The organism is Endozoicomonas sp. ALB032 (assembly GCF_049310125.1).
Taxonomy (GTDB): domain Bacteria; phylum Pseudomonadota; class Gammaproteobacteria; order Pseudomonadales; family Endozoicomonadaceae; genus Endozoicomonas_A.
This window is the reverse complement of the sequence record NZ_JBLYNW010000001.1, coordinates 1,417,261-1,432,544: the sequence shown is the minus strand read 5'-3', so window position 1 is coordinate 1,432,544 and position 15,284 is coordinate 1,417,261. Positions and strand designations below refer to the sequence as shown.

Annotated in this window: 12 protein-coding genes; 7 read left to right on the top strand and 5 right to left on the bottom strand. The window is 47.2% G+C overall.

Annotated elements, in window-relative coordinates; all coding sequences use genetic code 11:
• The first annotated feature begins 68 nt into the window (after window positions 1-68).
• Together arsB and tkt are read left to right on the top strand one after the other, a co-directional pair.
• Window positions 69-1,091 (top strand): ACR3 family arsenite efflux transporter, encoded by a 1,023-nt coding sequence (arsB, locus tag ACO6VG_RS04710; protein ID WP_422135827.1) that lies wholly within the window; start codon window positions 69-71, stop codon window positions 1,089-1,091.
• Window positions 1,092-1,258: 167 nt separating this feature from the next.
• Window positions 1,259-3,256: a transketolase gene (gene tkt / locus ACO6VG_RS04705; protein ID WP_422135826.1), complete on the top strand. Its 1,998-nt coding sequence runs from the start codon at window positions 1,259-1,261 to the stop codon at window positions 3,254-3,256.
• A gap of 257 nt (window positions 3,257-3,513) precedes the next feature.
• On the opposite strand, the gene ACO6VG_RS04700 is transcribed toward tkt, so the two are convergent.
• The 4 genes from ACO6VG_RS04700 to ACO6VG_RS04685 form a co-directional block, all read right to left on the bottom strand.
• Complete coding sequence (locus tag ACO6VG_RS04700; protein WP_422472913.1) at window positions 3,514-4,872, bottom strand: SET domain-containing protein; 1,359 nt, start codon at window positions 4,870-4,872, stop codon at window positions 3,514-3,516.
• 498 nt (window positions 4,873-5,370) lie between these two features.
• The gene (locus tag ACO6VG_RS04695; RefSeq protein WP_422472911.1) at window positions 5,371-6,318 is read right to left on the bottom strand and encodes an ankyrin repeat domain-containing protein; all 948 of its coding nucleotides are present in this window, start codon (window positions 6,316-6,318) and stop codon (window positions 5,371-5,373) included.
• Between the two features lie 471 nt (window positions 6,319-6,789).
• Window positions 6,790-7,968, bottom strand: a complete 1,179-nt coding sequence (locus ACO6VG_RS04690) for an ankyrin repeat domain-containing protein (RefSeq protein ID WP_422135823.1) — start codon at window positions 7,966-7,968, stop codon at window positions 6,790-6,792.
• A gap of 121 nt (window positions 7,969-8,089) precedes the next feature.
• A complete protein-coding gene (locus tag ACO6VG_RS04685) occupies window positions 8,090-8,761 on the bottom strand; it encodes a thiopurine S-methyltransferase (protein ID WP_422135822.1) in 672 nt (223 codons plus the stop codon).
• Window positions 8,762-9,091: 330 nt separating this feature from the next.
• On the opposite strand from ACO6VG_RS04685, the gene ACO6VG_RS04680 reads away from it, so the two are divergent.
• From ACO6VG_RS04680 to ACO6VG_RS04660, 5 genes are all read left to right on the top strand, one after another.
• Window positions 9,092-10,408, top strand: coding sequence for a Bcr/CflA family multidrug efflux MFS transporter (locus ACO6VG_RS04680; RefSeq protein ID WP_422135821.1), 1,317 nt, complete (start codon window positions 9,092-9,094; stop codon window positions 10,406-10,408).
• A gap of 118 nt (window positions 10,409-10,526) precedes the next feature.
• On the top strand, window positions 10,527-11,537 hold the full coding sequence (locus ACO6VG_RS04675) for a type I glyceraldehyde-3-phosphate dehydrogenase (RefSeq protein ID WP_422135820.1): 1,011 nt from the start codon (window positions 10,527-10,529) through the stop codon (window positions 11,535-11,537).
• 135 nt (window positions 11,538-11,672) lie between these two features.
• The gene (gene ahcY / locus ACO6VG_RS04670; protein ID WP_422135819.1) at window positions 11,673-13,070 is read left to right on the top strand and encodes an adenosylhomocysteinase; all 1,398 of its coding nucleotides are present in this window, start codon (window positions 11,673-11,675) and stop codon (window positions 13,068-13,070) included.
• Between the two features lie 88 nt (window positions 13,071-13,158).
• Window positions 13,159-14,010, top strand: coding sequence for a methylenetetrahydrofolate reductase [NAD(P)H] (metF, locus tag ACO6VG_RS04665; RefSeq protein ID WP_422135818.1), 852 nt, complete (start codon window positions 13,159-13,161; stop codon window positions 14,008-14,010).
• A gap of 82 nt (window positions 14,011-14,092) precedes the next feature.
• Window positions 14,093-14,818 (top strand): 16S rRNA (uracil(1498)-N(3))-methyltransferase, encoded by a 726-nt coding sequence (locus ACO6VG_RS04660; RefSeq protein ID WP_422135817.1) that lies wholly within the window; start codon window positions 14,093-14,095, stop codon window positions 14,816-14,818.
• Here the strand turns inward: ACO6VG_RS04660 and ACO6VG_RS04655 are convergent.
• Window positions 14,784-15,284, bottom strand: coding sequence for a chemotaxis protein CheW (locus ACO6VG_RS04655; protein WP_422135816.1), 501 nt, complete (start codon window positions 15,282-15,284; stop codon window positions 14,784-14,786). The genes ACO6VG_RS04660 and ACO6VG_RS04655 overlap by 35 nt on opposite strands.

The following is a 15,284-nucleotide window of genomic DNA, read 5'->3' as shown; positions in this document are numbered from 1 at the left end:
TTCCACCCAGTCCACCGATAATAGCTTTTGCCGCGACATCTGGCGATTTAAGAATATGAGGTCAGCTTATGGGTATTTTTGAACGCTATCTCAGCCTCTGGGTTGCTTTGGGTATTTTTGCAGGGCTTTTTGGTGGACTGCAATTTCCAGAATTTTTTGAGGTTCTGGGTCGATGGCAATACGCCAGCATTAATCTGGTCATTGCTGTACTGATCTGGCTGATGATCTATCCAATGATGATGCAGGTGGATTTTTCTGCCATTAAAAACGTTCGTCGTCGTTCAAAAGGGTTGATCGTTACCGTCACTGTTAACTGGCTGATCAAGCCTTTCACCATGGCACTGCTGGCCGTATTGTTTATTCGCTATGTTTTTGGCGACTGGATCAATCCTGAGCTGGGTAAAGAGTACATTGCCGGTATGATTCTACTGGGTGTCGCACCCTGTACTGCCATGGTTTTTGTCTGGAGTCAGTTGACCAGGGGAGATCCTAACTACACTCTGGTTCAGGTCGCCATCAATGATCTGATTATGCTTATTGCGTTTGCTCCTCTTGCCGCCTTTTTGCTGGGAGTAACAGAAGTATTTGTACCCTGGAATACCCTGTTTCTGTCCGTAGGACTGTTTGTGGTGATTCCAGTGCTTGCAGGCTGGTTGACCCGTAAAGCTGTTCGCAGCGAACAAACACTGAGTCGATTTTTGACAGGCACCAAGCCCTTTTCGATCATTGGATTAATTGGCACGGTCATTCTTCTTTTTGGGATCCAGGCCAACACGATTATTGCCCATCCCCTGAATATCTTCCTGATTGCCATACCCCTGATCATCCAGACCTATCTGATTTTTGCCATCACCTATTTATGGATGAAGAAGTGGAAGCAACCCCATAACATTGCCTCACCCGGTGCAATGATTGGAGCCTCCAACTTTTTTGAACTGGCTGTTGCCGTGGCCATCAGTCTCTTTGGACTGAACTCCGGGGCCGCTCTGGCAACGGTTGTGGGTGTGTTGGTGGAAGTGCCAGTGATGTTATCGCTGGTCGCCTATGCCAATCGTACACGACAGTCATTCACTGAACGGGAGTCTTCCTGATCACTGACTTTCGACTTGCCGACGCCCCATATTTTCACAGGCAATAGCTATCAATAAAATGTTCAGGTGATTCAGGATAGTCATATATAGCGATTTCAGTTTCCGACTGAAGGCATTAGAATAGCGCCAATTTTAAAACAGACTGGATCTTCGGAGCCCTGATTCCTATGTCCTCACGTCGTGAGCTAGCCAATGCCATCCGCGCCCTGAGTATGGACGCTGTACAGAAAGCCAAGTCCGGACACCCCGGTGCCCCAATGGGTATGGCTGATATTGCTGAAGTATTATGGCGTGATTATCTGAATCACAACCCGGCTAACCCCCAATGGGCTGACCGTGACCGTTTTGTTCTGTCCAACGGTCATGGTTCCATGCTGCTTTACTCTCTGCTGCACCTGAGCGGTTACGATGTGTCTGTTGAAGACCTCAAGAGCTTCCGCCAGTTGCACTCCAAAACCGCAGGCCACCCTGAGTACGGTTACGCTCCGGGCATCGAGACCACTACCGGTCCTCTGGGGCAGGGTATTGCCAATGCCGTGGGTATGGCTGTTGCTGAAAAGACCCTGGCTGCACAGTTCAACCGTGAAGGTCACGAAATTGTTGACCACAACACCTATGTCTTCATGGGCGACGGCTGCATGATGGAAGGTATCTCCCACGAGGTGTGCTCGCTGGCAGGGACTCTGGAGCTGGGTAAACTGATCGTTTTCTACGACGACAACGGCATCTCTATTGATGGCGAAGTAGAAGGCTGGTTCACCGACGACACCGTTCAGCGTTTCGAATCTTACAACTGGCACGTTGTTCCAAATATTGACGGTCACGATCCGGAAGCGATCCGTGCTGCTATTGAGGCCGGTCGAGCTGAAAAAACCAAACCTACCCTGATCTGCTGCAAGACTGTCATCGGTTTTGGTTCTCCCAATAAGGAAGGCAAGGAAGAGTGCCACGGTGCACCTCTGGGTGACGAAGAGATCAAACTGACCCGCGAGCGTCTGGGTTGGGAACACCCTGCTTTCGAAATCCCGTCCGACATCTACAGCCAATGGGATGCCAAAGAAGCCGGTGCTGCCAAAGAAAGCGCATGGAACGAAAAGTTTGCTACTTATCAGGCTGCTCACCCGGAACTTGCTGCTGAATACCTTCGACGTCAAAAAGGTGAACTGCCTGCTGACTTTTCTGCAAAGGCCGATGATTTCATTAAATCCTGTCAGGTAGAAGGTGAGAAAGTGGCCAGTCGTAAAGCTTCCCAGAATACTCTGAATGCTTTTGGTCCTTTGTTGCCTGAACTGCTGGGTGGTTCTGCTGACCTGGCGGGCTCAAACCTGACCTTGTGGAGCGGTTCCAAAGGCGTTAAACCTGCTGATGCCAGCGGCAACTATGTGTTCTACGGTGTGCGTGAATTCGGCATGACCGCGATGATGAATGGTATTGCCCTGCACGGCGGTTTTATCCCTTACGGTGCCACCTTCCTGGTCTTTATGGAATACGCCTGCAATGCTGTGCGCATGGCCGCTCTGATGAAGCAGCGCGCTATTCTGGTTTACACTCACGACTCGATTGGTCTGGGTGAAGACGGCCCTACTCACCAGCCGGTAGAACAGATTGCCAGCCTGCGTATGACACCAGACGTGAATGCCTGGCGGCCCTGTGACACCGTTGAGTCGGCGGTGGCCTGGAAACATGCGATTGAGCGTGAAGATGGCCCCACTGCACTGATCTTCTCCCGTCAGGGTCTGCCCTGTATGCACCGTGAAGCTGATCAGGTGGCCGACATTGCCCGTGGTGGTTATGTACTGAAGGATTGTGAAGGCACTCCCGAACTGATCCTGATCGCTACCGGTTCTGAAGTGGAACTGGCCATGAACGCTGAAGCTGCCCTGACTGCCGAGGGTCGCAAGGTTCGCGTGGTATCCATGCCATCTACTGACGTCTTCGATGCTCAGGATGCGCAATACAAGCAGAGTGTTCTGCCTCTGGAAGTCCCTGCCCGTATCGCGATTGAAGCCGCTGCAGCTGACTTCTGGTACAAGTACGTTGGCCTGGACGGACGGATAATCGGCATGACCACTTATGGTGAGTCTGCGCCGGCCGGTGACCTTTTCCCATACTTCGGGTTTACTGTAGAAAATATTGTTGCTGCGGCTGAAGAGATTCTGGACTGATAAGTATCTGGCCAGTTGGTTTAGCATATTCTGGCGAGTGGATTTTTTCATCCTTCAAGGCGCAACGACGGGCGCGTAGCCATAGCTACGCTACCAGAGTTGGAACGCAGAAGGATGGAGAAAGCCGCAGTCCAGAATATGCGAAACCAGCTGGTTAGGTACTTGGCAATAGCAGGGAAATCATTGCTCTGAATGGCTTTTAAAAGTTTTTGAAAAAACGGCAGATGATTGATATCAACTGCCGTTTTTTTGTTCTGCTATAAGAAGAAGTTTCTCGATTTTAATTGTGAAACGGTAACCCAGGTTTGTTTTCCATTAAAAATTGTATTCGTTAAATGCTCTTTCAATTCTTCAATACTTTTAGGCGTTAATTTATCTATAAAAGTTTTTTTTCGTTGTCCGGTTTTCCCCGGAAATAGATGTGAAGCCAGATCATTTAAAATTGAAGATTTATCAGAAAGAATGATTTTGAGAAGGATCTTCTGAGAGAGAGCTAATTCTGTATCAATGTCATTAAGAGTTGCGGGTGCATCATTTGCTTTGTGAATCTCGTGTAGTGTTTGTATGATCTCATCAATTTCATCAGCAAGTTCTTTTGGCAGTATAATCTCTTTGTTCATTGTTCTTGCTGATCTTTTTTCCCCAGTGTGTAAATCTTTTAGATTCAGCTTTTTAACCCTGTCGATTATCTTGTTTCTTTTTTTTTCGGTTGTTTTTTCCACATCTGACTTGCTGAAGTCTATTTCAGAGTCTTCCTTATTTTTATCGTAATCGAATAAAAGTTCTTCTCCTGGTTTAATATCTTTTGTAGTGACCACTCTCAGTTGAAGACTGTCCTGATCCCCCCATTTTACAGTCATACTGCCTGAATAGCGTATAACGATATTGGGATCCTTGGAGTGATTAAGGAATCGGATATCCTTCTTACCGTCACGACCAATTTCAATGGCCGGTCTGCCAGATTTTGCAATAGACGCGCCCGACCATACGACAAAGGAGTCATTTTCCGGGAATTCGATCTTACTGTTCACAGTGTTCATCGTAAAGACATGATATTTGCCGGTATTAGAATTACGGATTCTGTACACCAATGGTCCTTCGTAGTCACATACTTCCTCATCCTTTTTGAAGCTCCGGGTAGCAATGACACCGGTACCGTGAACCACGCCTGCTGTTGAGGTTTTGATACCGGGAGTGGATTCAGTGCCTGGAGATGATGGAGTTGTTGCTCTTTCTGAATCCGGAGATTCAGGGGAATACATCGCTTCTTGTCCATTAGCAAAAGGGTTCCCATTACTCTGAGTAAAACGGAGAAGCTCAGAGGATATCAAGTCGCTGAAAGATGACAGGCTTTTTATGATGTTTGAATAATTTTCTCCGGGAACTACCCTGGTCTTTCTGGCTTTTAAAAGAACCATTGTATGGTTAAATATCGTCTCCGTATCATCAAAACAACCACTATTGCAACTGGATGGCAGAGATTTCCCGGCTGCTGCGTTTTCTTCAACTTGCCGCAAGCATGATTTCTTTGCCGGTGGAGCAGCCGTGTCTTTTTCGTCAAATCGACGTAAGGTTGGCATTTGGCTAAGATCTAATCCAGATCCAGTGGGTTGCATTGATATATCCTCAATGGTTTTCTTGATATTTCACTGTTATTGACCGTAATAATTGTTTTAAGTTCAAAAGCGTCTCAGGTGCTACCTCAAAAATAGTGATCTACCCAATTCATAATTATTTGTATCGCTGTTTCTTTACAAAAGTGGTCAGCCACGTATTCAGCCATCAACCCATGGTTATGTGCTGCCTCTACCCATGTTCGGATGAGCACAACGGTAGATTGGTCTGAAAAAAACAGCCACCCCAAAAGTGCTTCTAACGCTGGAAACTCTGTTCCCATACAACTATTTCCCATCTGTTGGAAGGGTATAAGTTTGGCTCAGTGCCATGCATCTAACAAACTAAAACCTGACTGTGATTTGAGGCTCGCTTGATTTGGCAGATCAATGGATTTGACTTAAGGAGTTAATCTTTTCATAGCAAGGGCTGTTACATTCAAGCATTTAAGGAGTTAACCGGAATAGATGCAAGAAAAGTCATGGGTTATACACCCATGATTATCTCTCTAACATAGCTCTGATAATAAGCTGGGCATGAGAAGGAGGTATATTATTATTTATATCAATGTTTGTTACTCCAGAGTCAGGAAGGAAGGAAATTTGAACATCGGGTTCTCTATAAGGTGGTAGATTCCTTTCATTACGATAGTCTGTGAGTAATTTTTTGATTGCAGAGAATGAAGCGCCATTATCTTTGTGACTAAACGCACTATTAAGAAAGTCAACACAATGGCCCGCTCCATCAAGAATTTGGGTGTTGGCTTCCCACGTTAATAATTGCTCCACAACATTTGGATGCCTCCCAATAACGGCAAGCATGAGTGCTGTTCGTCCATTAGTTCCATTGACTACTTCAAAAGTCTGTTCTAATTGTTCCTGATTCACATACAGAGCTTTCACTAAATCCAGTTTTCCGAATCTGCAGGCAAGAGCAAAAGGAGTAATCGCAGAGTAGTAAAGATTTTTAATAACAGGAAATGATCTTGTGCACTTGGAAATTTCATCGGCCCCATACTCAGATATCAACCTTTTAGCTTCTGCAATATCAGCATCGGTACTATCAGCGTTTGTAATGACCCATACGAGTCTATCCACAAAATGTTCCAGCTTGTCACGACTTGCAGAGGTAGCCATGGCAACACTTTTCATCGTTTTGCACGGTTGAGATTCGGTATCCGGGTCATTAGGGGATGGCCTTTTCTGTGCTTTGAAATTATTCCCACAGTCGCTTCGATCAGCGTCATATGCCTTAGAAGACAGATCAATGTTTCGATCCGCTAAGGGAGTAGCAGATGCCTGATTATATCCTTGTGAAATCATTTGTGACTGTGGTTCAGTGATTTTGACACCGACACCTAAAAAAATCGCACCATTCTCATCTAATGTAATTGAAACCTTCACATCAATATGTAGTGGTTGCTGAATGCAAGTCATTGGAATATCCATATCTAAACAACTCCGTAAGTAATTGTGTTTGAAAACGACTGTGAGTTTTGATATCACATTAGGTTAGACAATACTAATTAACTGAAGTTCCTTCTTACATTTCGAAAACGCAAATTTCTCAAAAAAGACGGGTCATTCAGGATAACACTCCATGACCTGGCGCTCAGATATTCCTGGCTGCATTAATGTTGAAATTCTCTGTATGATCACAAACAAGGCATTTAAAACCTGCCTGTGATTTGAGGCTCTCCTGATCTGGCAGATCAATGGATTTGACTTAAGGTGTTAATTATTTCATAGCAAGAGCTGTTAGATTCAAGCATTTAAGAAGTTAACTGGAGTAGATCCAAGATATAGTCATGGGTTACACACCCATGACTATATCTTGGATAAAGATTCGTCTGTCGTCTGTCGTCTGTCGTCTGTCGTCTGTCGTCTGTCGTCTGTCTTCTGAAAGTTACACCCCCATGACTATTCACTGGATAAAGATTCGAGAAGGTTCGGGTTTTCAGAAAAGAGGTGTTCCAGTAGCTCCGGGGTTTCACGACGGAGACGACTGACAAAACCCGGATTTTCAGAAAAGAATTTTTCAAGTGCCTTCGGCTGTGTAGTAAGGAGATATACCAGAAACTCCGGGCTTTCACGACCGATCTGCATGAGACAACCCGGGTTTTCAGAAAGGTATTTTTCAAAAATTTCCGGATGTTCAGAAAGGAATGCTGGAAGGTTAATAGTAGCACTCATTTCCCCAGTATCTTTAATGTAATAACCATGAATAGCGGGTTCTTTAAAAGGTGGTAGATTGTTTTCTTTGCGATAGTCTATTAATAATTCTCTGATTTTAATGTATGTATCTTGTTTGCTGCTGTTAAAAACTGAATTAAGCTTATCAGCACAATTGTTATCTTCATCAACAATTTGAGGGTCAGCCCCCAAGTCTAATAATTGCTTCACTACATCTGCATGGCCATGACTAACTGCAAGCATGAGGGCTGTTTTTCCATTAGTCCCATTTTTCATATCAAATGTCTGGTTTAATTGTTGCTGATTCACGTACAGAGCCTTCACTAAATCCAGCTTACCGAATCTGCATGCAAGAGCAAAAAGAGTAATAGCAGGGTAACAACTCCTGGTGATATTTGTATGAAAAGAAAATGGGACTGTTAGCTTGGCAAGTTCATCGGCACCGAACTTGGATATCAACCCTACGGCTTCCGAAGTATCAGCGTCAGTGCTTTCAGGGTCTGTAATCACTTTAAAAAGGCTCTCTGCAAAAGGCTCCAGATTGTCGCGCCCGGTAGAGATAGCCATAGCCTCACCTTTCATTGATTTGCAAAGTTGAGATATGGTGCCCGCGTCATCACTGAATGGCCTTTTTTGTGCTTTGAAACTATCACTACTATCACTTTGAGCCGTTTCATTTGAAGTTGAAGCTTGTGCATACGCTTCAATATTACGATCCACGATGGGTGTAGCAGAGTTTTGGGTATAACTTTCTGGTAAATTTACTTGTGGTGGTAGCTTCAAAGTTGAGAAAACGTAAAACGAAGAAACCTCATCATTCTTATCTCGTGTAACTTTAGTAGTCACTTCTCCAATAGTCGCACCATCATAATTTAATGGACCAATGCCAGTTTTTGATATATCCATGTTCAAACATCTCCGTAAGTTATTTAATGTAAATACGCTTGGGAATTTCATTCCGTTGTCACATGTAGACAGCGATAGTCAACCAAGGTTCCCTCTTAGTTTTGAAAAAAACGCAAATTTCTCAAAAAAGACCGGGAGGCTGAGAACTTAATGCGAGTTTGTAGACCACTTCAATCAGCTCGTTGACGCCCTTCTCTCTCAGGTTGGTTGATGCCGGTGCGCTGTGTGTGTCCAGCTTAATTACTTCAAACTGCGGTGAATAAAGTGCTCTGACTTCATGCTCCTCGACTGAGAAAGGCGGGCCGGACACCAGGTCCTGATCGTACTCAACAGTGATTAATAGGCCTTCTTGTAAATGGGGCGCAGCGTTTGCCAGATGGTTGACATACTGCTGCCTCATCTCCCGGGGCAATGCAACCAGAGCAGCACGGTCGTAAAAAACGGTGCTTTGGATGGAACCTTCCGGCAAAGCAAAAAAATCACCTTCGAGGATATGGATATCATCGGCTTGCCAATGTCGGTAACCCTGAGCCTCTTTCACTGCCGGTTGCAGTGCCTGCTCCTGATAGAAGGACTCAACCGCTGTTTTTACCAACTCGGTGCCGATCACTTCCAGTCCCTGCTGCCTGAGCCAGACCATATCCAGGCTTTTGCCACACAATGGCACCAGCACTGACCGGGCTTCTGACAGGTTCAGTTGGGGCCAGTATTTCAATAATGTCGAGTTGAACTCAGATCTGTGGAAACCAATCCGTCCTTCTTTCCAGCGATTAACCCAGTCAGGATTGCTCATTGTGTCCTCTCATGCATTCAAGTCGTATTTGGTTTGATTTTGGCGATCAGCACTGACGAAACACTGACAACGGCGAAGCTCAAGCGCCTATACCAGAGTGCAACCCTGATATTATAAATTTACCTATCAAATATATTTTTTTATGTCGATAAGATTTAAGATAGCGGTGTAAAACTGCCATCTCTTCTGTATACGACAGCGAACTTATTTTTATTCCTCAATCCTGCGACGGCAGTGTCGCAACCTTTCACTTGTGCAGCTCAAACAGAAGGAATACAGCACAAACATTTAATGATTTCAGCGCCTCATCCGCTTGATCGAAGGAAGTACATGACCATCAATATCGAAAGCAGTCCTGAGCCAAAAGCAACCAGGCAAGAAGATAAAAAGCAGGGCATTTCAATGAGCCATAGCCGTGACAGGCTACTTTTCATATTGACCCTGGGCGCTTTAACCGCACTTGGCCCTATGGCAGTGGATCTCTATCTCCCGGCAATCCCCGCGATAGCAGAAGATATGGGAGAACCCCTGAGCATTATCCAGTATACACTCAGTGCCTATACCGTAGGCTTTGCCCTGGGACAGCTGTTGTACGGACCTCTCTCAGACCGCTTTGGTCGCAGAAAAATCATGTTTCCGGGTCTGGTTGCTTTTCTTGTTACCAGTGTCTTGGCTTCACTCTGTGAAAACGGCTTGCAACTGATTATTGTCCGGGTTCTGCAAGCTATGGCCGCCTCTGCGGTTATGGTCACTATTCCTGCCATGGTTCGGGATCTGTTCTCAAGGCAGCAAAGCGCAAAGATTATGTCGTCTATTTTAATGGTCATGACAATAGCTCCTCTGATTGCTCCCCTGCTGGGAGGTCAGATGCTTAAATTCATGGGTTGGGAAAGTCTGTTTATTTTTCTGGCTGTCATGTCCGCACTTGCCATGGTGCTGGCCGCTTCAAAAGTTCCGGAAACCCTCCCGGAGGAGAAAAGACTGGTGATTCCTGCCAGTCAGCTGTTCCTGATCTATCTGTCCGTCCTGAAAAACCGGGAAGCTATGGGCTGTATCCTCTGCCATGGGTTTTTCTTTGGCGGTATGTTTGCCTTTATTGCCGGCTCACCCTACGTGTATATCGAGCTGTATGGGGTCAAGCCAGAGCATTACGGACTGCTGTTTGCTGTCAATATTATGGCCATGATGGTCATGAATATGATCAATATCCGTCTGATAGATCGCCTGCCACTGTTCACTATCCTGAAAACAGGGAGCATTCTTGCCAGTATCAGCGCAGTAGTGATGTTGGTTAATGCAAAGTTTGAGATCGGCGGGCTGGTTGGGTTGATGATTCCTGTCGTGATTTACGTCAGCTGTATTGGTCTGACAGGCCCTAACTCCAACGCTCTGGCCCTGTCTCACTTTCCAAGGTCTGCGGGCACAGCCAATGCTATGTCCGGTGCACTTCGCTTTACCATTGGCGGTGTTTCTTCTGCGGTGGTTGGTCTTTTGCATAATGGAACTGATGTACCTATGACAGCGGTAGTAGCCGTTTGTGGTTTGCTCTCCTTCGTATCCTTGCTAATAGTCAGGAATAAGGGTGTGCCATCGGATGAAGTGATGCCGGAAGACACATCCGATTCTGAAGTCCGGACTTCCGCCTGATCATCAGGAACAAGCGCCCTGCCCTGGCAACAAGGTAGGGCAAATATTTTTTATCCCTTCACTAGTTGCGCTTATAATACCGCCTCAATTCAGCAGTAATGAGCCTGACAGCAAGACTATGTTTCGAATAGCCATCAACGGGTATGGCCGTATCGGCCAGTGTGTTCTTCGTGCTCTTTACGAGAATGGTTATCGCAAAGACTTGCAGGTTGTCGCCATTAACGAGTTGTCCGATGAGGACACCCTGACCTATCTGACTCGCTATGACACCACTCACGGTCGCTTTCCAGCCAAGGTAGAGTCGGAGGAAAATCAGCTCATAGTGGCAGGCGACCGGATTCAGCTTATTCACGAAGCCCGGCCTGAAAATATTGACTGGAAAAGTCTCGATATTGATCTGTTGCTGGAGTGTTCAGGGTCGTTTAATGACAGGGCAATAGCAGAGCAACACATAGAGAGTGGAGCCAGAAAGCTGCTTTTTTCACAGCCCGCTCAACCGGATGTAGACGCCACTATTGTCTACGGTATCAATGAGCAGGATCTCAGTCGTGATCAGCGCATTGTGTCCAGTGCTTCATGCACCACCAATTGCATTGTTCCTGTTATCAAGACACTGAATGACGCCCTTGGTATTGAGTACGGTAGTATCACAACTATTCATTCGGCGATGAATGATCAACCGGTGATTGATGCTTATCATCACAGTGATCTCAGGCTGACCCGCAGTGCGTTGCAGTCCATCATCCCCGTAGATACCGGCTTGGCAAAGGGCATCGACAGATTGCTTCCTGACCTTGGCGGCTGCTTCAAAGCCAATTCAATCAGGGTGCCCACCATCAATGTTTCCTGCATGGATCTCTGCGTTCATGTCAATCAGGAAACAACCGGAGAGGAAGTTAACCGGATTCTGGAACAAGCTACCCATGGACGTCTGGAGGGGATTCTGGGTTTCTCTAATGAACCCCACGCATCCGTAGACTTCAACCATGATGCCCGCTCATGTGTGGTCGATGGTACCCAGACCAAGGTGACTTCAGGCAAGCTGATCAAGCTGCTTTGCTGGTTTGATAACGAGTGGGGGTTCTCCAACCGTATGCTGGATGTGGCCAACCACTGGCTGAGGCAATAGGAAAAAGCTGGCCGGTTGATTGAATTCCCGACCTGTTGCTTATTTGAAATCTATATCAAAAAAAATTGATATAGGTTGGTGCGACTGTTAGACTTCAACCTGTTTTCGGTAATTACGCATAACAGGATCATACCCATGAGCGCTACTCCTGCAGTTGTTCAGAGCTTTACTGACTATCGAGTTGCCGACATTTCCCTGGCCGAGTGGGGTCGCCGCGAAATTCAGATCGCAGAAGGTGAAATGCCTGCACTGATGACTATTCGCCAGAAGTACCATGATCAGCAGCCTCTGAAAGGCGCGAAGATCATGGGCTGCATTCACATGACCATTCAGACCGCTGTACTGATTGAAACCCTCGTCGATCTGGGGGCTGAGGTCCGCTGGTCTTCCTGCAACATTTTTTCCACCCAGGATCACGCTGCTGCAGCAATAGCTGCTGTGGGTATCCCTGTATTCGCCTGGAAGGGGGAGACGGAAGAAGAATTCTGGTGGTGTATCGAGCAGACCATTCTGACAGAAGAAGGCCAGCCCTGGGATGCCAATATGATTCTGGACGACGGTGGCGACCTGACTCTGATGCTGCACGACAAGTACCCTGAAATTCTGGATAACATCCACGGTATCTCCGAAGAGACCACCACCGGGGTTCATCGTTTGCTGGAAATGCTGGAAAAAGGCACTCTGAAAGTACCGGCGATTAACGTTAACGACGCAGTTACCAAGAGCAAGAACGACAATAAATACGGCTGTCGTCACTCATTGAATGATGCTATCAAGCGGGGTACAGATCACCTGCTGGCGGGCAAAAAAGCCCTGGTTATCGGTTACGGTGATGTTGGTAAAGGCTCTGCGGCTTCACTGCGCCAGGAAGGCATGATCGTTAAGGTCACCGAGATTGATCCTATCTGTGCCATGCAGGCTTGCATGGACGGCTTTGAAGTGGTTTCTCCTTACATTGACGGTGTCAACGATGGCACTGCTGCCAGCATCAACAAAGACTTGCTGGGTACTACCGACATGCTGGTAACCACCACCGGTAACTTGCATGTTTGTGATCGTGAAATGCTGAAAGCGCTGAAGAGTAGCTGCGTTGTCTGCAACATTGGTCACTTTGATACCGAAATTGATACGGCTTTCATGAGAGAAACATGGGAGTGGGAAGAAGTTAAGCCACAGGTCCACAAGATCTGGCGTGACAAGGGCAGCAATGATCATCTGATTCTGCTCTCGGAAGGTCGCCTGGTCAATCTGGGTAACGCCACAGGTCATCCATCGCGTATCATGGACGGTTCATTTGCCAACCAGGTCCTGGCCCAGATTCATCTGTATGAAGAAGGCTTTGCCAATCTACCCGCTGCCGAGAAGGCTGAGAACCTGTATGTGAAGGTTCTTCCCAAGAAACTGGACGAAGAGGTGGCAAGCTACATGGTTCAGGGCTTTGGCGGGGTAATCACCCAGCTGACCCAACAGCAGGCAGACTACATTAATGTCGCTGTTGAAGGTCCATTCAAAGCGGATGAGTACAAGTACTGATCTGCACTGAGCCTGCGTCTCTGCGCAGGCTCCTGACGCTTATAGAGAACCGTAAGCGACAGAACAGTGATAAAGGTTTTAATTAACGATGACAACTAACGATAAAAAGCTGACAATCAGCTTTGAATTTTTTCCGACCAAAACGGAAGAGGGTGCTAAAAAGCTCGATCAGACAGCGATTGAGCTCTCCGAATGTCAGCCAGAATTCTTCTCTGTGACCTATGGTGCTGGCGGTTCCACCCGAGACAGAACCCTTGATACCGTCATAAGCGTTCGCAACTGCACTGATATTCCTGCTGCGCCTCACCTCTCTTGTGTGGGCGATAGCAAAGCGCAATTGAAAAGTTTGCTAGAGCAATACCAGAGTCTGGGAATTAATCGTATTGTTGCTTTACGCGGCGATCTGCCATCGGGTATGGGGCGCTCAAACGGTGAGCTGCAGTATGCCAATGAACTGGTGGAATTTATCCGGGCCGAAACCGGTGATCATTTTCATCTGGAGGTTGCTGCTTATCCGGAAGCCCACCCCCAGGCGCAAAACTTTGAAGCGGATCTGATGCACTTCAAACGCAAGGTTGATGCCGGTGCCAGTTCAGCTATTACCCAGTACTTCTTTAACGCTGACAGCTATTTTAACTTTGTTGATCGTGCCATAGGTCTGGGGATTGATCTGCCGATTATCCCGGGTATTATGCCTATCACCAACTACACCCGTCTGGCTCGTTTCTCCGATGCCTGCGGTGCAGAAATTCCTCGCTGGATTCGCAAGCAGCTGGAAGCCTACGGTGATGATATCGACAGCATCAAGCAGTTTGGTGAAGAGGTAGTTACCCGGATGTGTGAAAGGCTCATTGAGCAAGGGGTTCCGGGGTTGCATTTCTACGCCCTGAATCAGGCTGCACCCTCCAGAGTCATCTGTCAGAACCTCAGGCTGGTCTGATCCTGCGGCCAACGCTTCTGGCCGCACGCAGTCCATAGCCTTTCTGTACTCCTGAGAATTTCGGCCTCGCCATGAGAACGTCATGAGAAACCCTCGAATCTATACCGATCAGCCTCTGGCAAAAGATCAGGTCGTTGAGCTAAGTGACAGTGCTGCCAATCATGTCGGTAAAGTCCTGCGCATGAGGCCTGAAGAGTCTCTTATCCTGTTTAATGGGCAGGGCGCTTCATGGCAGGGTAGAATCAAGTCTGTGGCAAAAAAAAACGTTGCAGTTGTCCTGGAAGCAGAAATAAGCCTGGTCACGGAATCCCCCTTGAAAGTCCACGTCGGGCAGAGTCTTAGCAGGGGTGAACGAATGGATTACGCTATCCAGAAGGCTACCGAGATGGGCGTGACCGAAATAACGCCGCTCTTTTCCGAGCGCTGTGAAGTCAGGTTGAATGCCGAGCGCCAGGAAAAGCGAGCCAGACACTGGCAACAAATAGCCATCAGTGCCTGTGAGCAGTGTGGCTTGAACAGAGTTCCGGTGATTCACTCGCCCGAGCCTGTTGCGGATTGGATGGCAAAGCAAAACGCTGACCTGAAATTTGTGCTTCACCATCGGACCGATAAAAAACTGGAGGGGTTCGTTCCTCCAGAAACGGTTTCTCTTTTGATCGGTCCCGAAGGTGGGTTGACTCAAGAAGAAATTACCAGCGCCGAGTCGTTAGGCTTTCATGTCCTTGCACTGGGCCCGAGGGTCCTGAGAACGGAAACCGCCCCGGTCACTGCAATCAGTGTGATGCAGTATCTTTGGGGCGATCTGTAAACATTGCCGAGAGCTGTTGTTCCACTTTTTCAAGATCAGGAATGGCAGCAGGAATTTCCTTGATAATGACCCTGAATGTTTCTGCTGAACCTGTATCTGCCTCGATAGCGGGTTGAACGTCACCCGCTGTCAGATCTAATGTCCTGGGGATACCCTGTATCACCATGCCATAAAAAGGCAGCTGCTCATTTCCGGTACTGCTGTGCATTACTGCAATCCGTGCCGTTGCAGAGAACTCTGCAAAACGACCACCGTTGATTCGTTCAAAGGAAATCAGGGGTAGTGTTTGTCCCCGCCAGTCAATTTCACCGAGAAACCATGAGTTTTTCTCTCTGTTACCCGATGGACGACTGTAGTCTACAACATCGGCAATACAGGAGGCAGGCAGCAGAAGTGGCTTCTGCTGCATCGGGATCAAACGGGACTTCAGGCTTCTGCTTTCCATAGGTTCAGGACTGCCCGTCAT